This window comes from Nonomuraea purpurea (assembly GCF_042650645.1).
Lineage (GTDB): Bacteria > Actinomycetota > Actinomycetes > Streptosporangiales > Streptosporangiaceae > Nonomuraea > Nonomuraea purpurea.
The window spans coordinates 129,280-149,983 of sequence record NZ_JBHSBI010000016.1; the positions used below are offsets into that span (position 1 = coordinate 129,280).

Here is a 20,704-nt window from a genome sequence, read left to right on the forward strand (position 1 = left end):
TCAACGTGACATCGACCTAGGGGGGTCGTCTCCGGAGGCAGAGGGGGCGTTCCTGAGCTCGTCGAGCTGCTCTGGGAGCTCGGCGAACTCGATCAACTCCGCCTGGCACCGCTTGCACGTGTCGAGGTGGCGTTCGAACGCCTCGTGCTCCTCTTCGTCGAGGACACCGAGGACGTACGCGGCCACCCCGTCATGCATCAGCCGGCTACCCCCTTGTCCCGCAACTGCTCACGGAGAGCCCGGATCCCGTAGTAGAGGCGGGACTTCACCGTGCCCGGCGGGATCCCCAGAATCTCCGCCGCTTCACTTATCGTACGGTCTCGGAGGTAGGTCTGCTCTATGACTTCGCGGTGTTCTTCGGACAGGCTGCGAAGCGCGTCGGCGACGACGATCGCCGACAGGGCACGCTCCGAGCCGTCAGGCACCGCCATCATGTCGACTTCGGGCGGCTCGACCTCGTGAGGCCGGACGCTCTTACGTCGACGTCCATCGATAACGATACGGCGGGCCACTGTCAGTAGCCACGCCCATATGAGGCTTGGTTCCCATTGCAGCCTTGCCGAGTTACGCCAGGCTCTGACAAGCGTCTCCTGCACCACATCCTCGGCCCACTGGAGGTCGTTACCTGTCGATTTACGGACGTGTCGCAGCAGAGGGCCGCCGAACTCCTGGTAAAGCACCGCGATGCGATGCTCCGCCTCGGCTTCCGCACTCTCGAACCTGCCGTCGAGGTGACCTAGCACGGGGCACATCTTTACACCTTCGTTATCTCAGCGGTAGCCACTTAGATAACTCCAGTCATTTCTAACTATCTCCGGCCATGAGTGAACCTGACCCAGGATGCCCGCGTATCTCCGACCATGCACAGGCTTTTGCGCGGCGAGTTGTTCATGCTCGGCGGCTTCGTCGTAGCGGCGGCGGTGACGATTGTGCTGGTGATGCCACCTTCGATCGATCCCACGGCAGCCCAGTCGACGGACACGTCGTCCGGCCCGGTCACGGCCGCCGACCGGGATCTGCTGGTCAAAGTACGGCAGGCGGGCCTCTGGGAGATGCCCGCCGGTGACTACGCGCGCACCCGCGCCGAGTCCCAGCGGGTCAAAGAGGTCGGCCGGCTGATCATGGAAGATCACAAGAAGCTGGACGCCCTGACCGTCCAGGCGGCCAAGAAACTGGGCGTGGCCCTCCCAGACGAGCCGAACCCCGACCAGCAGCGCTGGATGGCCCAGCTGGCCGCGGAGAGCGGCCCCGCTTTCGACAAGGACTTCGCGAACCTGTTGCGTGCCGCGCACGGCAAGGTCTTCACCGTCGTGGCAGCCGTGCGGGCGGGGACCCGCAACTCGGATATCAGGAAATTCGCCCAAGAAGGCATCAACTTCGTCATGAGGCACATGACGCTCCTGGAATCCACGGGCCTGGTCGACCACAACGAGTTGCCCGAACCTCCGACGCCCGCACCCGCGCCACCTGTCGCGATGGCGGTCGACAACAGGAGACACGCATGAGATCCGGGCGCGTGGCCGCGGCCGCCAAGGCGGCCACGAACGGCGGCGCCGGCTGGAGCCGCTCGGGATTCCAAAATCGCATAAGTCCCGACAAGTACGCGCTTTGCCCGCGCGGCAGCGAAGTTCTTCGTATTCTGAACTTCCCCAGTTGCTGGGACGGCCAGAACTCCGACAGCGCCGATCACCGTGACCACGTGGTCTTCCCCGGTCAGAACGGCGCCTGTCCGCAAGGAACCCGGCCGACCCCGGCTCTGCGCATGACCCTCGCGTACAGCGTTCCCCAGGGACCGTCGTACGCCGTGGACTCCTTCCCAGAACAGAAGCACGACCCGATCACCGACCACGGCGACTTCGCCAACGTGATGCCCGATCGTCTGATGCAGACCGTCGTCTCGTGCATCAACCGGGGCCGCCGTTGCTGATCTGTACTGCCCTCACCCCCCGGGGCGCTCACCTTCCGAGTCGCACCCTCACTCGACCTTGGAGGGAAACAGATGCTCCACAGACGCCACCCCCGGCACGCCCCCACCAAGCTGGACACCAGGAACGTCCGGCTGGGGACGAGCGCCTTGATCATGGCCGTCCTGCTGTCGGCGTTCGCGCTGACCAGGACAGAGCGCGGCATCGCGCTGCTCGGCCGAGGGGTCAGCTTCCTCGAGTTCTACGCGGGAGTCGGCGCTCTGGTGCTGCTGACCACGACGGTCGCGTTCGGACTGCTCACCACCGAACGCGTCTTCCTGTCGCCGGCCAACAGGGTCAGAGCCCAGTTCGCGCACCGGGCGGCCGCGCTCGGTGGAATGATTTCCCTGCTCACGCACATCTCCCTCATGATCAGCCTGGGGCACGTGCCGCTGGGGGCAGCGGTTCTGCCCGTAGCCCGGCTGGAAGTGGGGATGGGCGCACTGGCCTTCGAGCTGATGCTCGTGGCCGTGTTCACGGGAATGATGAGGGGGCGCTTCGCGATCAGAACCAGGCCGTGGGTGTGGCGGGTCCTGCACTCCGCCGCGTACCTGGCCTGGCCGATCGCGATCATGCACGGACTGACGGCCGGCCGGCCACCGGCCGGATGGGTGGCCTGGTCCTACGTGGCCTGTCTGGCGGCGGTCGGCGGTGCGCTGATCGTACGCGTGCTGGCCACCGTCCGCCGGCCGCCGATCGTCACAGAACGAATCGAAGGCCCCGCGGCGACGGCGCCCGCCGCGATGGGCGTACCCGCGGAACGGCCCATGCCCACGGAACGGCCCATGCCGGCGCAACGCCCGCAGAAGGTCGCCGCCGCGGCGGGAGGCAATGCACCTGTGAGCCTCGCCGAGGCTCGGCGCAGATACCGGGAGGCGGGATGACCGCGCACCTCTCCCGGACGAAGAGACCGGAGGGGCGGAAACTGCGCGCCGCCCGTCCGGCGGACAGACCAGGAGGCCGGATGAGCCTGCTCGCAGTTGCCCAGGAGCGATCGTGATCCCGGCCAGGGTGCCACGGGTGCTACGCATGGGTCCGGCCCGGCTGACCGCCGGGCTCGACCACACCCGGCGGCTGGACCTGCCCGCCCACCGTACGCTCCACGGCCTTCCAGAGCCGCGTGAGCTGGAGGAGCTCATCTCCCACATCAACGAGGTGGACATGCGCGGGCGGGGCGGCGCGGCCTTCCCGTTCGCGCGCAAGCTGCGGGCCGTGGCCGACGCGGCCGGCTCGGGCGAGAGCGTCGTGCTGGTCAACGGCGCGGAGGGCGAACCCGCCAGTTCCAAGGACGCCATGCTGCTGACCCGCAACCCGCATCTCGTGCTCGACGGGGCGGTGCTGGCGGCAGAGGCGCTCGGCGCCCGCGAGGTGGTCGTCGCCACGGCCGGAGGCGAGGTCGCCGAGCTGAACGTGGCCGCCGCCGTGGCCGAGCGCCGGGCGGCGAACGTGTCGGGCGGCGCCGAGAGCCGCGTGCCGATCCGCGTGGTCGGCATCAAGGAGCGGTTCATCTCAGGAGAGGGCGGGGCGCTCGTGCGCGCCGTGAACGGCGAGGAGGGCATCCCGCCCGGCAGGAAGAAGCGCGCCGCCACCAGCGGCGTGGACGGCTTGCCTACCCTGCTGTCCAACACGGAGACCTACGCCCAGTTCGCGCTGCTGGCCGAGCTCGGCCCGGCCAAGTACGCCGAGGTCGGCACGAGCAAGGAGCCGGGCACGATCCTGCTCACCGTCAGCGGCGGCGCGGCCAACGGCGCGGTCATCGAGGCGCCGACGGGCACCTACCTGGCCGACGTGCTCGGACTGTGCGAGGCGGAGATCGGCGACGGCGTGCTCATCGGCGGATACCACGGCGCGTGGTTGTCGGCGGAGGCCGTGGAGACGGCCGTGCTCTCGCGCGAGGGCATGAAGCGGGCCGGCGCCACCCTCGGCGCCGGCATCATCGTCCCGCTGGGCGAGTCCACGTGCTCGCTCGGCGAGGCCGCCAGGGTCGCCGCCTACCTCGCGGCCGAGTCGGCGGGCCAGTGCGGCCCCTGCCGCCTCGGCCTGCCCGACATCGCCAGGGCCATGTACGCCCTCGTCGAGGGCACGGGCTCGGTCGACGCGGTACGGCGCTCCGTCCGCCTGGTCGAACGGCGCGGCGCGTGCTTCCACCCGGACGGCACGGCCAAGTTCGTGCTGTCGGCGCTGGACTCGTTCGAGACCGAGATCGCCAACCACCTGGAGCACGGCTCGTGCGACAGGCCCGTCCGCGGCGTGCTGCCGATGCCCGAGTACGAGGCCGAGCCCGACTACCGGCTGGAGGTCGACTGGTCCCGCTGCCAGGGGCACGGGCTCTGCGCGCACCTGCTGCCGGAGTTCGTCGAACTGGACGACTACGGGTTCCCCTCCTTCAGGAACGTCCCCGCCTTCATGGCCAAAGAGGCGCGGCGGGCCGTCGACATGTGCCCGGCGCTGGCCCTGCGGCTCGCCCAGACCTCCGACGGGCACGGCGGGCCGCCGCCCAAGCCGAACGGGTCGCCGCTGCGGTTGGTCAAGGACGGCGTGCTCAAGAAGGCCGGAACGAGCGTGCCCCGGCTGACCCGGGTGCCCACTCCGCTCGGAGGCACGGCCGGGTGATGAGGATGTGACCAACCTGGCGGCTCAGCCGGCCGTCTCATCACCGATGGGAGGCGCCATGGACCGCCGGAACTTCCTGCACGCCGCCGCGCTCGCCCCGCTGGCGCTCTCCGCGCCGCCGCCCAACTGGGCCAGGCTCAGGAGAGGCTTGGCGGGGACGTTGGTGTTGCCGGGCGACGCCGGGTACGACGGCGCTCGCCGCCTGTACAACCCCGCTTTCGACCGTGTCAGGCCGGGCGGGGTCGCCTACTGTGCCAGCGCGGCCGACGTGTCGGCGTGCCTGGCGTTCGCGCGGGCCAACGGCGTTCCCGTCACCACCCGGTCAGGCGGCCATTCCTACGCGGGCTGGTCCACCGGCTCCGGGCTGGTGATCGACGTGTCCGGGATGAACTCGGTCGCCTACGCGGGCGGCCGGGCCGTGATCGGCGCGGGCGCCAAGCTGATCGACGTCTACGACCGGCTCTTCCACCACGGCGTGAGCATCCCCGCCGGCAGTTGCCCCACGGTCGGCATCGGCGGGCTCACGCTGGGCGGCGGGCTCGGGACGGTGTCCAGGCAGCACGGGCTCACCTGCGACGTCCTCGACTCCGTGGACGTCGTGACGGCCGACGGGCGGCTGCTGACCTGCGACGCCCGGCGGCACGCCGGGCTCTACTGGGCCTGCAGGGGCGGTGGCGGCGGCAACTTCGGCGTGGCCGTGTCCTTCACGTTCAGGACGCACGCGGCGCGCGACCTCACCGTGTTCTCCCTGCACTGGCCGTGGGCCGGGGCGGGGGCGGCGCTGCGCGAGTGGCAGTCGTGGGGGCCTTCCACGCCGGACGAGCTGTGGTCCACGCTGCACCTGACGCGGTCGGCGGGCGGGCTCGACGTGCAGATCACCGGCACGTACGCGGGACGCCCCTCGTCGCTCGACCGGCTGCTGACCCCGCTGGTCGCCAAGGTCGGACGGCCGTCGTCGCGTTACCTCCGGTCGGTCTCCCATCTGGACGCCATGAAGATCATGGGCGGCTGCTCGTCGATGTCGGTCGCCCAGTGCCGGCGCAAACCTCGGACGGCGTTCTCGGCGAAGTCGCACCTGGCGTACCGGCCGTTGCCCGCGGACGGGGTGCGGGCGCTGGTGAACGGGGTACGTCGGGGCGGGCGGCACTCCGTGCTCATGGACGCCATGGGAGGGGCCATCGGCCGGGTCGGACCGGCGGAGACGGCCTTTCCCCATCGGGCGGCCCTTTTCAGTGTGCAGTATTACCAGGAAGGCATGGATCGGAGCTGGCTCCGCGGAATTCACTCCGACATGTCCCCATATTTCGGGAACCACGCCTACGTGAACTATATTGATGCTGAATTAGCGAATTGGCGAAGTGCGTACTATGGGCCGAACGCGGCGCGGCTGGCCGAGGTGAAAGCCACGTACGACCCCGACCGGCTCTTCCGGCTCCCTCAGGGCGTGTAGGCCTTGCCGCGCACGTACACCGGCTCACCGACCTGCACCATCCTGTACAGGCGCACGGAGGTCGTCAGCGGGATGCGCACGCACCCGTGCGAGGCCGGCGTCAGCGGCACCTTGGTCGAGCCGTGGATCGCGATCCCGCCGACGAAGTAGAGCGAGTTGTACATCGCGCCCAGCGGCCCCGTGCTCCAGCCGGGCGAACGCTTGGTGACGCGGAAGTCCCCCACCGGCGTGACGGCGTTGCCGCAGTGGCCGTTCTCGCAGTAACTCCGCTCCGCGCCGGTGGACATGTGGCTGATCAGCACCGGGCGGCGCTGCCGGTAGACGGTCAGGAGCTGGTTGCGCAGGTCGATCTCCACCCTGTTGTCGGCGCCCGTGGGGACCAGCGGACGGTTGCGCGCAGGACGCTCCAGCGCCCGCAGGATCCCCGGCCCGACCGCCCCCTGCGGCCTCAGCCGCCGCTTCTTCTGGAACGCCCACACCGCGAACTTGGTCTGGTCGTCGTAGACCCCGTTCACGTTGCCGAAGTAGTAGCCGCCACGGCGCAACTTACGCTGCAGGAGCAGAACATTCGCACCCCGGTCCCCCGGCCTGAGCACAACCATCTCCGCCTTGGCGGGCGCGGTCCTGGCGGTCGTGGTCTCGGTAGGCGTGGTCTCGGCAGGCCCGGTCCCGGTGCGCGTGGTGTCGGCAGGCACGGTCCCGGTACGCGTCGTCCGAGTGCGCGTGGTGTCGGCAGGCCCGGTCCCGGCGGGCACGGTCCCGGTACGTGTGGTCCGAGTGCGCGTGGTGTCGCCGGGCCCGGTCTCGGCGGGCGTGGTGTCGGCGGGTCCGGTTCCGGTGTCGACCGCCTTGGCGGAAGCGGCCTTGGTGGGAGGCGTCGCCAGGAGGGGCAGGCCGCAGCCGACAGCGAGAGCAACAATTCCGCGCACTTTTATCCTCATAAATCAACGCCTACCCAGATAGCCGATAACCCACCTCCCATAAACGGTCTTGTCCATCAAAAACCCAGCCAGCCCAATAGGTTCCACCAAATACTGGCATTTCACTTTATTAGGGTGATGTCCCGCAAAACGGGGTCAGGCGTCGCGGGTGCGTAGGAGAAGCGCGCCCGCAAGAAGGGCGGCGGCGGTCCAGCAGGCGAGCACGCCGATCCCCTCCCAAGGCCCGATCGGCAGGACGGCCAGATCCGTGGTGGCCTGGACGGTCAGCCCGGCGTTGGTGGGCGCGAGCCGCCAGAGCATCCGCTGCGTGTCCTCGTCGGAGACCAGCCGGACGGCCAGCGGAAGCAGGTAGAGGATCCCGAGCACGACTCCGGCGGAGACGGCGGAGTCGCGCACGGCGGCGGCGACCCCCAGACTGAGCAGGGCGATCAGCACCAGGTAGAGCACCGACCCTGCGGCGGCCCGCAACGTGGGCCCATCGGCGAGGGACAGCGGCGGGTAGCCGTGCGACGGAGTGAACCCGCTCTCCGGCAACAGCACCCCCGCGACCAGCAGGGACCCGAGCACCGCCACGCTCCCCCCGGCCGCCGTGAGCCCGGTGACCACGCCCGCCTTGGCGGCCAGCAGCGTGACCCGGCGCGGCACCGCGACCAGGCTCGTGCTGATCATCCCCGACCCGTACTCGCCGCAGACCGCGACCACGGTCAGCAGCGCCACCATGGCCTGCCCGACCTGGACGCCGACGAGGCCGAGCCGGATCGCGTCCTGACCACACCCCGCCGACGCGCAGGTGACGGCGTTGACCGCCACGGCGCCGACCCCCACGGTCAGCACGACGAGCGCGAGCAGCAACCACCCGGGCCCGGCCACGGTCCGCACCTTCGTCCACTCGGCCCGCAACTCCCGCCTCACCCGTCCTCCTCGCGCAGCCGGACCGCGGCCAGGGCGAGGGCGAGCCCGGCGTAAGCGCACGTCACCGCGAACCCGCCCCAAGGCGGCAGCGGGTAGTAGCCGGCCACCGGGGCGTAGTGCCCGAGCACGTGCGCGTACTCAGGGACGCTCTGCAGGACCGCGAACCCGGCGGCGGGAGTCAGCCGCAGCAGCCACTCCGACACCTCCTCGGGCAGGATGGAGGCGACCCCCAGCACGTACGGGAGGATCACCGCCACGACGGCGGCGATGACCGCGATGGCGCTGCGCCGCAGCAGCGCCCCCAGCGCCAGGGCGAGCACCGCGGAGACGGCGAACAGCCCGGCCGCGCCGACGATCACCCGCAGTTCGGTGAGCGCCGACAACGGGAGCAGGTGCATGCCGTTGCCGCTGAGAATCCTCTTCCCGGCCAGGACCGTGACGGCCGCGGCCACCAGCCCGGACAGGAAGGCGGCGGCGCCGATCACGACGGCCTTGGCCGCGAGCACCCGGCCGCGACGCGGACTGGCGGTCAGCGTCGTGCGGATCAGCCCCCGCCGGTACTCGGCCGTGACGAACAGCACCGCCACGACCAGGATCACGATCAGCCCGACGACCAGGCCGATCAGGGTGTTCTCCACGCGGGAGCCGCCCGGAGTCGGCGCGATGTCGCCGACTCCGGTGATGGTGAAGGTGCCACCGGATCTGGCGAGACCGCCGGGGTGGTGCGGCGTGACGCCGTCGAGCTCGTACGACACGCCGATGTCGTCGCGACTCCACGACCTGCCGGTCGCCGCACCGCGCACGCCGACCTGGTCCATGATGGCGGTGACCTCGGCGAAGCGGTCCGCGGAGACGGACCCGCCGATGGCGTTGCGCGACACCCGCAGATCCCCGGGGGAGGCGGCGAACAGCCCGATCCTGACCCGGGACGGCAGCCCGGCCAGGCGGGCCGTGCCGACCGTGGTCCACCGCCGGCCGTCGGCGGACTCTTCGCCGGTGATCGTGTCGCCGGTGCGGGTGATCCGCAGCCAGCGCGGGGATTTGCCCGGTTTGCCCGCCACGTCCTCGGTGAAGTTGTGCTGCATCCGTACGCCGTGGTCGCCGGTCAGCATCACGGCCGCGTACGGGGAGCCCTGCTTGGTGCTCTCCTTGACCATGACTCCGGCCTTGGCCCACGGCACGACGCCGGCGGTGACGTTCCTGAGGCCGGGGGTGGAGTCGGGCAGGCGGATCTGGCCGGTCATGGAGGTGATCCGCACCGTGATGGCGCCGTCGCCGTCCAGCGGCTGGTGGACGAAGTAGAAGCGGTCATCGACGGCCTGGCCGCCCGGCCCGATCAGCGGGGCGGGGCAGGGCACCTCGACCGGGCCGTTGCTGCACGACGAATGGCTGGCATTGGCGAACAACAGCCCGAGCACCGTGACGAGCAGCGCCGCGGCGACTGTCCCCGCCGTCCAGCCGCGGACGGTGCGGAGCTTGGTCCATTCGGCGCGCAACAGCCGCGCGAAGCCGCTCACCGGGCGGCCCCTTTGAACTCGACCGCGTCTCTGGTGAGGTCCAGGTACGCCTCCTCCAGCGTGGCCCGGTGGGCGGACACCTCGGAGAACGGCACCGCGCGCGCGTTGAGCACGCCTACGACGTCCTGGGCCGTCAGCCCCGAGACGGTGAGCGTGTCGGGCCCCGTGGCGCTCACGGTGGCCCCGGCGTGGGCCAGCGCCGACATGGCCTCCGAGCGTGCCGTGGTGCGCAGCGCGACGAGGCCGTCGGAGGCGCGTTCGATCAGCCGGGCCACGCTGGTGTCGGCCACTACTTTGCCTCTGCCGACCACGACCAGGTGGCCGGCGGTGTCCTGGAGCTCGCTCATCAGGTGGCTGGAGACCAGCACGGCCCGCCCTTCGGCGGCCAGCGACCGCAGCAGGCCGCGGATCCACACGATGCCTTCGGGGTCGAGGCCGTTGAACGGCTCGTCCAGCATGAGTACCGGCGGGTCGCCGAGCAGCGCGGCGGCGATCCCGAGCCGCTGGCGCATGCCCAGCGAGAACCCGCCCGCCTTCCGTCTGGCCACTGTCCCCAGCCCGACCAGGTCGATCACCTCGTCCACGCGTGCGGCGGCGAATCCCTGGGAGTGGGCCAGCCACAGCAGGTGGTTGCGGGCGGTGCGGCTCGGCTGCAGGGCCCCCGCGTCCAGCAGCGCGCCGACGTGACGCAGGGGGCTGGTCAGGCTCGTGTACGGCCGCCCGCCCACCAGCGCCGTGCCCTCGTCGGCCGCGTCCAGGCCGAGCACCACCCGCATCGTGGTGGACTTGCCCGCCCCGTTGGGCCCGACGAACCCGGTCACCTGCCCGGCCTGCACGCCGAACGTCATCCCGTCCAGCGCCCGTGTCTGCCCGAACCGCTTGCGCAGCCCGCTGACTTCGATGGTTGCTTCCACGACAGGCACATTAGGCAGCGGCCCCCGGTGCGGTCGTCACGCGGCCGAGCGATTCCGGCGGTCACTGGCGTCAGCTACCCGGCGTCACTCCCACGAGGGATGCCGACCGACCCTTACGCCCCTGACAATGGGCTTTGTGGAAAGGGTGCGAAGGGTCCAGGCCGCGCTGAGCCCGTACGGGCCTGTCGTGGCCGGGGTGCTGCTGGCGCTGCTCGCGGTGGTGGAGTCGGTGGCGCGGTCCGGGGGCCTGCCCGCGCTGAGCCAGACCGAGGCCGTGCCGGTCGGCGTGCCGATCCCGCCCGGGCCCGCGGCCGACGATGGCACCGTGATCATCCCGCTGCTCGCGCTGGCGACCACGCTGCCGCTGCCCCTGTTGTGGACGCAGCCGACGTTGGCCGCGCTCGTGCTGTGCGGGGCGGGCCTGCTGTCGGCGACCGCCTTCCACACGCTGACCACGGCCGGGCTGGTCGCGCAGCTCGTCGCCGGCTACCGGCTGGGCCGTCACAGGTCGCAGGCGACGGCCGTGCTGGTCACCGTGCCGTTCCCGGTGCTGGCGGTGGCGCTCGAAGTGGGCGGCAGGCCGCGGGCGTTCGGGCTCGACGGTCCCGAGGGCGTGCGGTTGCCCGCGCTTGTGTTCCTGCTGGCCTGTCTGGCGCCGGTGGCGGCGCTGGCCGGGATCGCCAGGCGCTCGCGGGCGCAGGCCGTGGCCGACACGGCCGCCCGGCAGGTCATCGCCGACAGCCTGCTTGAGCACACCGCCCGCGGCGAGCGTGCCCGCATCGCCCGCGAGCTGCACGATGTGGTCGCCCACCACATCTCCATGGTCGCCGTGCAGGCGGAGACCGCCCGGCTGGCCGTCCCCGGGATGCCGGAGGCCGGGGCGCAACGGCTGCTGGCGATCGGCGACACCGCCAGGGCGGCGCTGACCGAGATGCGGCGGCTGCTCGGCGTGCTGCGTGAAGACGCCGACGAGTCGGCCGCGACCTGGCGCCCCCAGCCGGGGCTGCGCCTGCACGAGCTCAACGAACTGCTCGACGAGTCGCGGGCGGCCTCGGGGACGAGCACCCGGCTCACCCTGCGGGGTGCGCCGGTGGAGCTGGATCCCGGCGTGGAACTGGCCGCGTACCGGATCATCCAGGAGGCGCTGACGAACGCGCGGCGGCACGCGCCGGGCGCGGCCGTGGACGTGGAGCTCGACTACACCGGCGACGACCTGCGCGTGCTCGTCCGCGACAACGGCCCGGGACCGCCCACAGACGGCGGCGGCGACGCCCACCACCATGGCCTGTCAGGCATGCGCGAGCGCGCCACCGCGCTCGGCGGCGAACTGCGTACCGGCCCCGCGACCGGCGGCGGGTTCCGCGTCGAGGCCCGCCTGCCGGGACGGGAGGAGAGCACCGGATGAAGGTCCGCGTCGTCATCGCCGACGATCACCTGGTCGTGCGCACGGGGTTCGCCGAGCTGCTCGACACCCAGCCCGACTTCGAGGTCGTCGGCACCGCCGCCGACGGGGCCGAGGCGGTGCGGATCTGCGGCGAGCTGTCGCCGGACGTCGTCCTGATGGACGTGCGCATGCCCGGCATGGGCGGCATCGAGGCCACCAGGCTGCTGGCCGGCGGGCCGCGTGTGCTGATCCTGACGACGTTCGACCTCGACGAGTACGTCTACGACGCGCTGCGCGCAGGCGCCAGCGGCTTCCTGCTCAAGGACGTCACCGCCGAACGCCTCTTCGACGCGGTACGCGTGATCGCGGCCGGCGAGGCGCTGCTGGCCCCGGGGGTGACCAGGCGGCTGATCAGCGAGTTCGCCCGGCTGGGCCCGAGGTCCGACGCCCCGGTCGCGGCGCTGTCGGCGCTCACGCCGCGCGAGACCCAGGTGCTCAGGCTCGTGGCGGAGGGGCTGTCCAATCCGGAGATCGCGGCCCGGCTGGTGGTCACGGAGGAGACGGTCAAGACGCACGTGAGCCGGGTGCTGAACAAGCTCGGCCTGCGCGACAGGACGCAGGCGGTCGTCGCCGCCTACGAAACGGGCCTGGTCGTGCCGCGCGGCCGGTTCTGATCGTTGTCACGGACTGAAGTGGCGCAGCACCTCGGGGTTGGCCATGGCGTCCGGGTTGGCCGCCTCCTCGACCGGCGTGCCCAGCAGGATCTTGCGTACCGGCACCTCCAGCTTCTTGCCCGACAGCGTGCGGGGGATGCCGGGGACGGCGTGGATCTCGTTGGGCACGTGGCGAGGTGACAGCTCCCTGCGCAGGGCGGCGCAGAGGTCGCGTTCGAGCCGCTCGGACATCGTGGCGCCCTCGACGAGCGTCACGTACAGCAGCAGCCTGCCCTCCTGGCCGAGCTGCCCCGTGTCGATCACGAGGCTGTCGGCGATCTCCTCGAACCGCTCGACGACCCGGTAGAACTCGCTGGTGCCCATGCGGACGCCGCCCCGGTTGAGCGTCGAGTCGGAACGCCCGTAGATCACGCAGCTTCCGTCCTCGTTGATCTTGATCCAGTCGCCGTGCCGCCACACGCCCGGGTAGACGTCGAAGTAGCTGTCGAAGTACCGCGCGCCGGAGGGGTCGTTCCAGAACATCACCGGCATCGACGGCATCGGCTGGGTCAGCACCAGCTCGCCCACCTCACCGACGACCGGCTTGCCACTCGGGTCGAACGACTCCACCCGCGCACCCAGCGCCCGGCACGGGATGATGCCCGCCCTGATCGGATGGAGCATGGTCGCCCCGACGAACCCCGTGCACACGTCGGTGCCGCCGGAGAACGACCCCAGGGGGACGCCCGGCAGCTCCTCCGCCAACCAGGCGAACCCCTCGGGCGGCAGCGGCGCCCCGGTCGAGCCGACGCCGCGCAGCCGGTCCAGCCCCTCCGGGTGGATGCCGGCCTTCTGCGAGGCCATGATGTACGGCGCCCCCACCCCGAAGTAGGTCACTCCCTCAGAGGCGGCGATCCGCCACAGCGCGGCGGCGGAGGGGAAGGTGGCCGAGCCGTCGTACAGCACCGGTGTGGCCCCCACCAGCAGGGCGCCGACGAGGTAGTTCCACATCATCCAGCCCGTGGTGGTGTACCAGAAGAACACATCTCCCTCCCCCAGGTCCTGGTGGAAGGCGAGCGACTTCAGGTGTTCCAGCACCACGCCGCCGTGCCCGTGCACGATCGGCTTGGGCAGCCCGGTCGTGCCGCTGGAGTAGAGGATCCACAGCGGGTGGTCGAACGGCACCCGCTCGAACTCCAGCGGCCCCTCCTCGGCCCGCAGCCCCTCCCAGCCGATCACCTCGCCGTGCGGCAGTTCCCGGCTGTTCGACGGCGTGGGTTCGGCCTGCTGGGGGGCGCGACCCTCGGCGGCGGCGGTCAGGTAAGGGATCCACACGGTGGCGCGCAAGGAGGGCAGCTCGGCGGCGATCTCGTTGACGGCGGCCGAACGGTCGTAGCTCTTGCCGTTGTAGTGGTAGCCGTCGACCGCGATCAGCACCTTGGGCTCGATCTGCCTGAACCTGTCGACGATGCTCGGCACCCCGAAGTCGGGCGAGCCCGCCGACCAGATCGCGCCGAGCGAGGCGGTGGCCAGGAAGGCGATCAGGGCCTGCGGAATGTTCGGCAGGTAACCGGCCACCCGGTCACCGCGCCCGACGCCCAGACGCACCAGGCCCGCCCGTACGCGGGCGACCTCGTCGCGCAGCTCGGCCCAGGTCAGCTCCTGCCTGCCGCCCTCCTCCGAGACGAACACGACGGCGGTGCCCGTCTCGCGGCGCAGCGCGTTCTCGGCGTAGTTGATCGAGCTGCCGGCGAACCAGGTGGCGCCCGGCATCGTCCCGTCGAGCACGGGGCCCTCGCCCCGCTCGCCGATCACGTCGAAGTACTCCCAGATCGACGCCCAGAACTCCCGCGGGCTGTCGACGGACCACCGCCACAGGTCCTCGTAGGCTCCTGAGCGGCCCGCCCACTCCATGTAGCGGGTCAACCGCGCCGCCGCCACGATCTCGTCACTCGGCTCCCAGAGAAGCGTGCCCTCAGCAACCATGTGCACCATCCTGTCGCCAGACCAAGGGAAAGTCATACCTGACTCCCCACATACCTTGCTATCTCCGTAGGTGGTCCACCGCCATACGCGCGGCCGTGCCGATCACCGCGTCGGCGCGCGGCTGGTTGAGCGCGGTGCTGAAGGATCGGGTGAAGACGGCCACGGCGTAGCGCCCGCCGTCGGGGTACTCCACCACGCCCGACTCGGTGCGCAACGTCGGCAGCGTGCCGGTCTTGCCGCTGACCGCGACGTCGTCGTACGGGAAGCCGGAGGCCAGCCGGTGCGGCCACACCTGCATGTTGAGCACGGCGCGCATCCAGGCGCACGACTGCGCGGAGGCCGCCTCGTCGCGCCAGATCATCCCGAACAGCGCGGCCATCTCGCGCGGGGTGCTGGAGTTGGCGCGGGCGGGGTCGAGCGCGCTCATCCGGACGATGTCCTCCGGGTCCAGGAAAGGCCACCCGTGCCCGGCGTCCACGCTCAGGCTCTCGACCAGGTACCTGGAGCCCGACCACAGCCTGGTCCGCTCCAGCCCGAAGCCGGTCAGCATGGCGTTGACCGCGTCGAGCCCCACCCTGGCCAGCAGCTTGTCGGCCGAGCTGTTGTCGCTCACCGCGATCATCAGGTACGCCATGTCGCGCAGCGAGATCGTCACGTCGTCGAGCATGGCCGAGATCCCCGTCGGCCCCGACACCCGGTCCGCCTCGGTCACCGTCACCCGCTCCGCAGGGTCCAGCAGCCCGGCGTCGGCCTGCCTGCAGAAGGCCATCAGCAGCGGCACCTTGAACATCGAGGCCGTGGGCAGCGGCTCGTCGGCCCCGTGGCCCAGCTCCCGTCCCGAGTCGATGTCGCTCGCGAACAGCCAGCCGGTCACGCCGGCGGCGCGGAACAGCGCGTCGAAGTCGGGTCCGGTGAAATCAGAAGGGGTCATGCCAGCATCCCCGGCCTGCGGCTGACCCGCCGCGCGGGCGTGGCGCCTTCGTCCGTCATCCCGGCGCTCCCCTTCAATGTCCGGACGGCCACGGCCGAGAAGTCGCTGACCGCGGCCGTCGCCACGCGCCAGGCCATGGAGACCCGCCACGCGATCGGCGAGCCTAGCAGTGGCCGCCAGGCCAGCCCTGGCTGCTCCACCTTCGGCCCGAACGCCACCGCCGCCCCGGCCAGCACCAGCCCGAGCCCGGCGCCCTGGTGCACCTGCGCGGGCACGTAGCCGTGGCGGCGGCATTCCGACAGCGTCTCGGCGTGCAGCCCGGGTTCACCCTCCTTCGGCGGCATCAGCAGCTCCCGGCCCGCCAGGTCGGCCAGATGCACCTCGCCGACGCTCGTGAGCGGGTCGCCGGCCGCCAGCAGCACGCCCTGCGGCTGCACCAGGACCTGGCCGAAGCGCAGCCCGGGCGCGGAGACGGGATGGCGTACCAGGCCGACGTCGATCGTGCCCTCCGCCAGGGCCGTCACCTGGTCGGCGGTCCAGATCTCGGCGGGCGCGAGGCGCACCTCGGGGTTGGTCTCGCGGAAGCCGGCGACCAGGGCGGCGATCACGGCGGCGGCCAGGTCGGGCGGGACGCCGACCTTCAGCACGGCGCCGCCGCCGTGCCTGGCCAGCTCGTGCAGCCGGTCCACCCTGGTGATGATCTCGCGGGCCTCGCCCAGCAGCAACCGGCCCGCCTCGGTGAGCCGGACCTGGCGGGCCGAGCGGTCGAACAGCCGCACGCCGAGCTCCTCCTCCAGGCGCTTGATGCGCTGGCTGAGCGGCGGCTGCGCCATGCCGAGCCGGATAGCGGCGTTGCCGAAGTGGAGTTCCTCCGCCACCACGGTGAAATAGCGCAGGTGCCGGACCAGGTCCATGACCAGCAACTATATCTAGATTTATATCCCTAAAGCCGACATATCAACATTGGACACCTATGGCACCGGCTCATCAGGCGGGCTGCCCGATGACGTAGTCGATGATGTCGGGCAGCCGGACGACGCGGCCGAACGCTCCCCAGTTGCCGTCAGGGATCTCGATGAGATGCACCCACGCGGAGGGCTCGGCGTAGAGCCGGTCGGGGTCGTCGTCGGCCTTGGCCAGCACCGCGGTGACCCGGCGAACCATTTCGGCGCGTTTGTCGTCGTCCAGGGAGCCTTCAGGGACGCTGACGCGGACGACGTACCTGGCGGGCTCATCGGCCGGCACCGCGGCCCCGCCGACGGACCAGGCGTCCACGTCGTGGAAGACCAGCCAGGAGATGGATCTTGCGGCCTCGGTGTCCGGGGCGCCCTCCACCTGCATGACCTCGGCGACCAGTTCTTCTGACAGGGTGGCCCGCTGGTCCTCGCGCAGCGCGCCGCGCGGGACGAACACCTCGACGAACGGCATACCTTCCCCTCCTTGAGGGTTTTCTTATTGAACTCTCCTTTGGGTCGAAGCTACTCGGGTGCGTTCAATGAGGCAACCCTCTATGCTCGACGGCATGCGCAGGACCAGCTTCGCCGAGATGAGCTGTGCGATCGCCCGCAGCCTGGAGATCGTGGGGGACTGGTGGACGCCCCTCATCATCCGAGACGTCTACCTGGGCGTCCGCCGCTTCGACGACCTGGTGACCGACCTCGGGATCTCCCGCAACCTGCTGACCGCCCGGCTCGACCAGCTCGTGGCGCAGCGGATCCTCGAACGACGCCGGTACCAGGAGCGTCCTGCGCGCCACGAGTACGAACTCACTCAGGCGGGCCGCGACCTCGTCCCCGTGCTGATGGCCCTGATGGCGTGGGGCAACCAGTGGGCCGGGCTCACGGAAGGCCCTCCGGCTCTGCTTGAGCACCGGCCGTGCGGCAACCTGTTCACCCCGCTGGTCACCTGCCCCCACTGCGGCGGGCAGGTCACCGCCGACAACGTCAAGGTCCATCCCGGCCCAGGCGGTCGCCAGGGCCCTGGCACCTGGGTGCTCGCCGAACGGCTGACCCAGCCGGACCGGCCGTGAGGCGCGTCGGCCGGTGTTCGAAGGCTCAGCGGGACTTGTGCGGAATCGGGGAGGTGAGGCCCGAGACGGCGGCGACCACTTCTGAGGCGTTGGACAGATCGGGCAGAACCAGATCGGCCCCCGCCTCGCGCAGCTCGGCCGCCATCGACCGCCCGGAGGCCACCCCGATCATCATGGCCCCGCCGATCTTGGCGGCCTGCACGTCGCGCGTCGAGTCACCGATCACCACGGTGTTGGCGGCCGTGAACGCGGTTCCGAGCCGCTGCTTGGCCCGCCCCTGGGCCACCTGCAGCAGGGTCGCCTTGGGGTAGACCTCCTCGCCGTAACCGCCCAGGTCGAAGTCGATGTACTTGTCGAGCCCGAACGCCTTCAGCTTGTGCACGGCGTTGCTCTTGATCGTTCCGGTCAGCACCGTCTGGACCACGCCATCCAGCCTGGACACCGACTTGAGCGCGTCCTTGGCCCCCGACATCATGCGGCCCTCCTTGGCCAGCCGCCCGCGCCGGTCGGCGAAGGCGATGGCCAGGGCCGACAGGAACCGGGGCAGATGGTCGTCCTCGGCCACGATGCCGTTCACCGCGAGCGTCTCGAAGACGATCTCGGAGTCGGGCCGCCCCAGCGGGGGCACGAGCTTGACGAGCGGACGCCCGGTCACGATGCGGAACGCCTCGGCGTAGGCGTCACGGGTCACGATGGCGACGTCGACGAGCGTCAGGTCGACGTTCCAGAGCACAAGGCGGTTGATGGCAGCCTCCTGGGGGGTTCCCTCAAAGGGTACGGCCGGCGCCGCGTTCAAGGCTCCGCCTGAGCGATTTCAAGCGCGCTCAGGCATGGTCGAGGGCCTCCGCGAGGGTGTCGACGACCGGCAGCCCCGTGCTCTCCAGCTCGGCCCGCGTCGTCATCCCCCCGGTGTACAGCACGGCCTTGGCTCCCACGTGTTTGGCGGCCAGCCCGTCGTCCACGCTGTCGCCGATCACGAGGACCTCGCCGGGGTCCACGCCGATGGCCTCGATGTGCAGGGTCATGTGGGCGGCCTTCTCGCCGCCGGTGCCGCCGAGCAGCCCGTCGATCCGGGTGAAGTGGCGGGTGATGCCGAACGAGTCGACCTTGGGCACCAGGTGGGCGTGCGGCGCCATCGAGCAGAGCGACTGGGTGCCCGTCCAGCTCGTCAGCACGAGCTCGGCGTCGGCGGCCAGCCCGCAGACGTCGCTCAGCCGGAAGTAGTGCTCGTGGAACCCGTTGTCGAGCAGTTCCCACTCGCCCTCGGCCAGGGGACGGCCGAGCATGCGTTCATAGGCGACCCAGATGGGCCGGGTGTAGACCGCGCGGAAGCCGTCGGCGGTCATCACGGGCAGCGCGTACGGCTTGAAAACCTCGTTGGTTGCTCCGACCACGGCGTCGATATCGTGGAAGAGCGTGCCGTTCCAATCCCAGATAATGTGCTTCGTCATGTCGCGCCTAGCTTACTGGGCAGCTGTGACATCTCTGTGAACGGCAGAGGGCCGCGACCGGTCGGTCACGGCCCCCGCGAAGGTCAGTTGCAGGCCGCGTCCATTCCGGTGGAACCGGTGGCGTACTGGCCGCCTCGGCCGCCGTTCTGCTGGACCGTGACGCTGCCCCAGGCGCACATGTCATTGGCCCAGAGCATGTCGCCCCAGTGCACGCCGCGGTTGCCCTTCTTGAAGCTGAAGCTGTCGCTCCTGCGGTCCTGCGTGTACAGATTGATGGTTCCGGTGACCTTGGCGCTGGTCTTGACCTTGATCCAGTTGGTCTGACACTTTCTGGACCACATGAGGGAGACAGTTCCCCACTCCTCGCGCATGGGGCTCTTGAGCTTCGCGGTTTCGACCACGCGGGACGTGCTCGCGCAGCCCGCCTTGTAGGGGTCCTTGTGGTCGTAGCGCTGCTTGGGTCCGGCCTGCGCGTGGGCGGGGGACCCGGCGATGAGGACGACCGACGCCGCCACCCCGATCGCGGTCGCCACAGCTCGAAGCTTCACTTGGGACCGACTCCTCGTTTCAGAGACAGTGTGTGCTGGGTCGGGACCCTAATGTCAGCGAACCATGCCGAGTCGAGTAAGTCAGGAAGTATGACCTATATCACTATGGCCACAAATCCGGGATCTCCTGCGTCGCGTACCACATGAGCTCATGCGCCTCGGCTCCGTCCACCGTGAACCGGGCGTCGTCGTCGCCGTCGTCGGCGGCGGGCAGCGCGGCGATCGCCGCCTCGATGTCGGACACCGCGTCGAGGTCGTCCACGTGCACCGAGGCGACCTTGGCCAGCGGGACCGGATCCGCCAGGCGCACCCTCCCGCGTTCGGCCGGATCGGCGCTCGCCTTGACCGAGCCCTCCGGCACCTCGGCCGCCACCACCACGCGCCTGGGCGCGGCCTCGGCGCCGTCGGCGGCCAGCAGGCGCAGCGAGGCTCGGGCCGCCTCCGTGAGCGCGACGTATTCGAGCTCCTCGGTGTCGCCCGAGGCGTACCACTCGGTCAGCGCGGGGGTCACCGCGTAGCCGGTCAGTGGGGCCGGGCCCAGCTCCCCCGCCTGGACCGCGGCGGCCAGAACCGGAAGAGTGCACGGCAGATAGACGCGCATGACGAACCTTTCAGAGTCGCACGGGCACCGCTAGTAACAGGCCCACGTATAGATCATGCCCGTCGCAGCGTCAGACGGAGGAGGGATTCGAGCTCCGCGATGGTCGTGTCCGCGTCGCGGTGGTGGATGCCGGCGATGCCGAGCGCGCGGGCGGCCAGGATGTTGGCCTCGATGTCGTCGACGAACACGCACTCCTCACCGGCGAGCCCGATCCGGTCGAGCGCGTGGTGGAAGATGCGGGCCTCGGGCTTGCGCATGCCGACCTCGCCGGAGATCACGACCGCGTCGAAGACCTCGTCCCAGTCGTCGCGGGGGTAGGTGTTGGACCAGGAGTTGGATACCAAACACGTCTTCACCCCGTTCACACGTACGTCGCGGAGCATGTCGTACATCGCATCGACCCGCTCGAACCCCGCGAACATCCGCTCCAGCAGCCCTTCGGCCACCGGCGGCGCACCGTCCAGGGTCAGCAGCCGGGCGGCCAGGTCGCGCTCGAACGAGGGCCCGTCGATCTCGCCGCGTTCCAGGGCGTGGATCGCGTTCTCGCCGTTCCCCTCGCGGTAGGCGTGGTCGATGAGCTCGCGCATGACCTCGCGGTAGTGGTCGCCGTCGATCCGATCCGCCGCGATCCAGCGCGCGATGGAGTCGGACAAACTGGTCGTCAGCACCCCGCCCCAGTCGATGAGCACACCCGTAACCATCGTTCTAGGGTAGAGCGTCCCTGAAACGGCTTTTCCACCGGGCCAGCCGTTTTATTTGGGGATATAACCCGAATAAAAGGCGTCCGATTTATCCCTTTAGGGTGGTTTT

The 20,704-nt window shown here is 70.5% G+C and carries 23 protein-coding genes; 8 read left to right on the plus strand and 15 right to left on the minus strand.

The window, feature by feature from the left end; all coding sequences use genetic code 11:
- Both ACFOY2_RS29945 and ACFOY2_RS29950 read right to left on the minus strand, forming a co-directional pair.
- Window positions 1-198 (minus strand): zf-HC2 domain-containing protein, encoded by a 198-nt coding sequence (locus tag ACFOY2_RS29945; RefSeq protein WP_379531438.1) that lies wholly within the window; start codon window positions 196-198, stop codon window positions 1-3.
- The gene (locus ACFOY2_RS29950; protein ID WP_379531439.1) at window positions 198-743 is read right to left on the minus strand and encodes a sigma-70 family RNA polymerase sigma factor; all 546 of its coding nucleotides are present in this window, start codon (window positions 741-743) and stop codon (window positions 198-200) included. The genes ACFOY2_RS29945 and ACFOY2_RS29950 overlap by 1 nt, the downstream gene beginning before the upstream one ends.
- A 117-nt stretch (window positions 744-860) precedes the next feature.
- Here ACFOY2_RS29950 and ACFOY2_RS29955 point away from each other — a divergent pair, with 117 nt between their 5' ends.
- The 5 genes from ACFOY2_RS29955 (at window position 861) to ACFOY2_RS29975 (ending at window position 6,027) form a co-directional block, all read left to right on the plus strand.
- Window positions 861-1,505 carry a DUF4142 domain-containing protein gene (locus ACFOY2_RS29955; protein WP_379531440.1) on the plus strand — a complete coding sequence of 215 codons (645 nt, stop codon included), beginning with the start codon at window positions 861-863 and terminating at the stop codon, window positions 1,503-1,505.
- Window positions 1,502-1,927: a DUF1996 domain-containing protein gene (locus ACFOY2_RS29960; RefSeq protein ID WP_379531441.1), complete on the plus strand. Its 426-nt coding sequence runs from the start codon at window positions 1,502-1,504 to the stop codon at window positions 1,925-1,927. Before ACFOY2_RS29955 ends, ACFOY2_RS29960 begins: the two co-directional genes overlap by 4 nt.
- A 72-nt stretch (window positions 1,928-1,999) precedes the next feature.
- The gene (locus tag ACFOY2_RS29965) at window positions 2,000-2,848 is read left to right on the plus strand and encodes a hypothetical protein (protein ID WP_379531442.1); all 849 of its coding nucleotides are present in this window, start codon (window positions 2,000-2,002) and stop codon (window positions 2,846-2,848) included.
- Between the two features lie 112 nt (window positions 2,849-2,960).
- Window positions 2,961-4,577, plus strand: a complete 1,617-nt coding sequence (locus ACFOY2_RS29970; RefSeq protein WP_379531443.1) for an NADH-ubiquinone oxidoreductase-F iron-sulfur binding region domain-containing protein — start codon at window positions 2,961-2,963, stop codon at window positions 4,575-4,577.
- Window positions 4,578-4,635: 58 nt separating this feature from the next.
- Window positions 4,636-6,027 carry an FAD-binding oxidoreductase gene (locus ACFOY2_RS29975; protein ID WP_379531444.1) on the plus strand — a complete coding sequence of 464 codons (1,392 nt, stop codon included), beginning with the start codon at window positions 4,636-4,638 and terminating at the stop codon, window positions 6,025-6,027.
- On the opposite strand, the gene ACFOY2_RS29980 is transcribed toward ACFOY2_RS29975, so the two are convergent.
- From ACFOY2_RS29980 to ACFOY2_RS29995, 4 genes are all read right to left on the minus strand, one after another.
- Window positions 6,015-6,956, minus strand: a complete 942-nt coding sequence (locus ACFOY2_RS29980) for a L,D-transpeptidase family protein (RefSeq protein WP_379531445.1) — start codon at window positions 6,954-6,956, stop codon at window positions 6,015-6,017. The two genes, ACFOY2_RS29975 and ACFOY2_RS29980, sit on opposite strands and share 13 nt — an antisense overlap.
- A gap of 147 nt (window positions 6,957-7,103) precedes the next feature.
- A complete protein-coding gene (locus ACFOY2_RS29985) occupies window positions 7,104-7,880 on the minus strand; it encodes an ABC transporter permease (RefSeq protein ID WP_379531446.1) in 777 nt (258 codons plus the stop codon).
- Complete coding sequence (locus tag ACFOY2_RS29990) at window positions 7,877-9,397, minus strand: ABC transporter permease subunit (RefSeq protein WP_379531447.1); 1,521 nt, start codon at window positions 9,395-9,397, stop codon at window positions 7,877-7,879. Before ACFOY2_RS29990 ends, ACFOY2_RS29985 begins: the two co-directional genes overlap by 4 nt.
- On the minus strand, window positions 9,394-10,311 hold the full coding sequence (locus ACFOY2_RS29995) for an ATP-binding cassette domain-containing protein (protein ID WP_379531448.1): 918 nt from the start codon (window positions 10,309-10,311) through the stop codon (window positions 9,394-9,396). The genes ACFOY2_RS29990 and ACFOY2_RS29995 overlap by 4 nt, the downstream gene beginning before the upstream one ends.
- A gap of 136 nt (window positions 10,312-10,447) precedes the next feature.
- On the opposite strand from ACFOY2_RS29995, the gene ACFOY2_RS30000 reads away from it, so the two are divergent.
- Both ACFOY2_RS30000 and ACFOY2_RS30005 read left to right on the plus strand, forming a co-directional pair.
- Window positions 10,448-11,716 (plus strand): sensor histidine kinase, encoded by a 1,269-nt coding sequence (locus tag ACFOY2_RS30000; protein ID WP_379531449.1) that lies wholly within the window; start codon window positions 10,448-10,450, stop codon window positions 11,714-11,716.
- Complete coding sequence (locus ACFOY2_RS30005) at window positions 11,713-12,369, plus strand: response regulator (RefSeq protein WP_379531450.1); 657 nt, start codon at window positions 11,713-11,715, stop codon at window positions 12,367-12,369. Before ACFOY2_RS30000 ends, ACFOY2_RS30005 begins: the two co-directional genes overlap by 4 nt.
- Window positions 12,370-12,375: 6 nt before the next feature.
- Here ACFOY2_RS30005 and ACFOY2_RS30010 read toward each other — a convergent pair whose 3' ends face one another.
- From ACFOY2_RS30010 to ACFOY2_RS30025, 4 genes are all read right to left on the minus strand, one after another.
- Window positions 12,376-14,334, minus strand: a complete 1,959-nt coding sequence (locus tag ACFOY2_RS30010) for an acetoacetate--CoA ligase (protein WP_379531451.1) — start codon at window positions 14,332-14,334, stop codon at window positions 12,376-12,378.
- 58 nt (window positions 14,335-14,392) lie between these two features.
- A complete protein-coding gene (locus tag ACFOY2_RS30015; RefSeq protein ID WP_379531452.1) occupies window positions 14,393-15,265 on the minus strand; it encodes a serine hydrolase in 873 nt (290 codons plus the stop codon).
- Window positions 15,262-16,179 (minus strand): LysR family transcriptional regulator, encoded by a 918-nt coding sequence (locus ACFOY2_RS30020; protein WP_379531453.1) that lies wholly within the window; start codon window positions 16,177-16,179, stop codon window positions 15,262-15,264. The genes ACFOY2_RS30015 and ACFOY2_RS30020 overlap by 4 nt, the downstream gene beginning before the upstream one ends.
- Window positions 16,180-16,252: 73 nt before the next feature.
- Entirely contained in the window at window positions 16,253-16,693 is a 441-nt protein-coding gene (locus ACFOY2_RS30025) for a tautomerase family protein (RefSeq protein ID WP_379531454.1), read from the minus strand.
- A gap of 67 nt (window positions 16,694-16,760) precedes the next feature.
- Between ACFOY2_RS30025 and ACFOY2_RS30030 the strand changes: the two genes are divergently transcribed.
- Window positions 16,761-17,294 (plus strand): winged helix-turn-helix transcriptional regulator, encoded by a 534-nt coding sequence (locus ACFOY2_RS30030; RefSeq protein ID WP_379531455.1) that lies wholly within the window; start codon window positions 16,761-16,763, stop codon window positions 17,292-17,294.
- A 25-nt stretch (window positions 17,295-17,319) separates the two neighbouring features.
- Here the strand turns inward: ACFOY2_RS30030 and ACFOY2_RS30035 are convergent, their stop codons facing one another.
- The 5 genes from ACFOY2_RS30035 to ACFOY2_RS30055 form a co-directional block, all read right to left on the minus strand.
- Entirely contained in the window at window positions 17,320-18,027 is a 708-nt protein-coding gene (locus ACFOY2_RS30035; protein ID WP_379531456.1) for an HAD family hydrolase, read from the minus strand.
- Between the two features lie 91 nt (window positions 18,028-18,118).
- Entirely contained in the window at window positions 18,119-18,745 is a 627-nt protein-coding gene (locus tag ACFOY2_RS30040; protein WP_379531457.1) for an HAD family hydrolase, read from the minus strand.
- 83 nt (window positions 18,746-18,828) lie between these two features.
- Window positions 18,829-19,293 carry a DUF2690 domain-containing protein gene (locus ACFOY2_RS30045; protein WP_379531458.1) on the minus strand — a complete coding sequence of 155 codons (465 nt, stop codon included), beginning with the start codon at window positions 19,291-19,293 and terminating at the stop codon, window positions 18,829-18,831.
- A gap of 103 nt (window positions 19,294-19,396) precedes the next feature.
- A complete protein-coding gene (locus ACFOY2_RS30050; protein WP_379531459.1) occupies window positions 19,397-19,894 on the minus strand; it encodes a DUF6912 family protein in 498 nt (165 codons plus the stop codon).
- A 53-nt stretch (window positions 19,895-19,947) separates the two neighbouring features.
- Window positions 19,948-20,595 (minus strand): HAD family hydrolase, encoded by a 648-nt coding sequence (locus tag ACFOY2_RS30055; RefSeq protein ID WP_379531460.1) that lies wholly within the window; start codon window positions 20,593-20,595, stop codon window positions 19,948-19,950.
- Window positions 20,596-20,704: the final 109 nt, after the last annotated feature.

Bases quoted from the DNA above. Each gene is read 5' to 3' on its own strand.
- ACFOY2_RS29945 (WP_379531438.1), bottom strand. From the start codon at position 198: ATGCATGACGGGGTGGCCGCGTACGTCCTCGGTGTCCTCGACGAAGAG.
- ACFOY2_RS29955 (WP_379531440.1), top strand. From the start codon at position 861: ATGCACAGGCTTTTGCGCGGCGAGTTGTTCATGCTCGGCGGCTTCGTC.
- ACFOY2_RS29960 (WP_379531441.1), top strand. From the start codon at position 1,502: ATGAGATCCGGGCGCGTGGCCGCGGCCGCCAAGGCGGCCACGAACGGC.
- ACFOY2_RS29965 (WP_379531442.1), top strand. From the start codon at position 2,000: ATGCTCCACAGACGCCACCCCCGGCACGCCCCCACCAAGCTGGACACC.
- ACFOY2_RS29975 (WP_379531444.1), top strand. From the start codon at position 4,636: ATGGACCGCCGGAACTTCCTGCACGCCGCCGCGCTCGCCCCGCTGGCG.
- ACFOY2_RS30005 (WP_379531450.1), top strand. From the start codon at position 11,713: ATGAAGGTCCGCGTCGTCATCGCCGACGATCACCTGGTCGTGCGCACG.
- ACFOY2_RS30010 (WP_379531451.1), bottom strand. From the start codon at position 14,334: ATGGTTGCTGAGGGCACGCTTCTCTGGGAGCCGAGTGACGAGATCGTG.
- ACFOY2_RS30015 (WP_379531452.1), bottom strand. From the start codon at position 15,265: ATGACCCCTTCTGATTTCACCGGACCCGACTTCGACGCGCTGTTCCGC.
- ACFOY2_RS30020 (WP_379531453.1), bottom strand. From the start codon at position 16,179: ATGGACCTGGTCCGGCACCTGCGCTATTTCACCGTGGTGGCGGAGGAA.
- ACFOY2_RS30025 (WP_379531454.1), bottom strand. From the start codon at position 16,693: ATGCCGTTCGTCGAGGTGTTCGTCCCGCGCGGCGCGCTGCGCGAGGAC.
- ACFOY2_RS30030 (WP_379531455.1), top strand. From the start codon at position 16,761: ATGAGGCAACCCTCTATGCTCGACGGCATGCGCAGGACCAGCTTCGCC.
- ACFOY2_RS30040 (WP_379531457.1), bottom strand. From the start codon at position 18,745: ATGACGAAGCACATTATCTGGGATTGGAACGGCACGCTCTTCCACGAT.
- ACFOY2_RS30050 (WP_379531459.1), bottom strand. From the start codon at position 19,894: ATGCGCGTCTATCTGCCGTGCACTCTTCCGGTTCTGGCCGCCGCGGTC.
- ACFOY2_RS30055 (WP_379531460.1), bottom strand. From the start codon at position 20,595: ATGGTTACGGGTGTGCTCATCGACTGGGGCGGGGTGCTGACGACCAGT.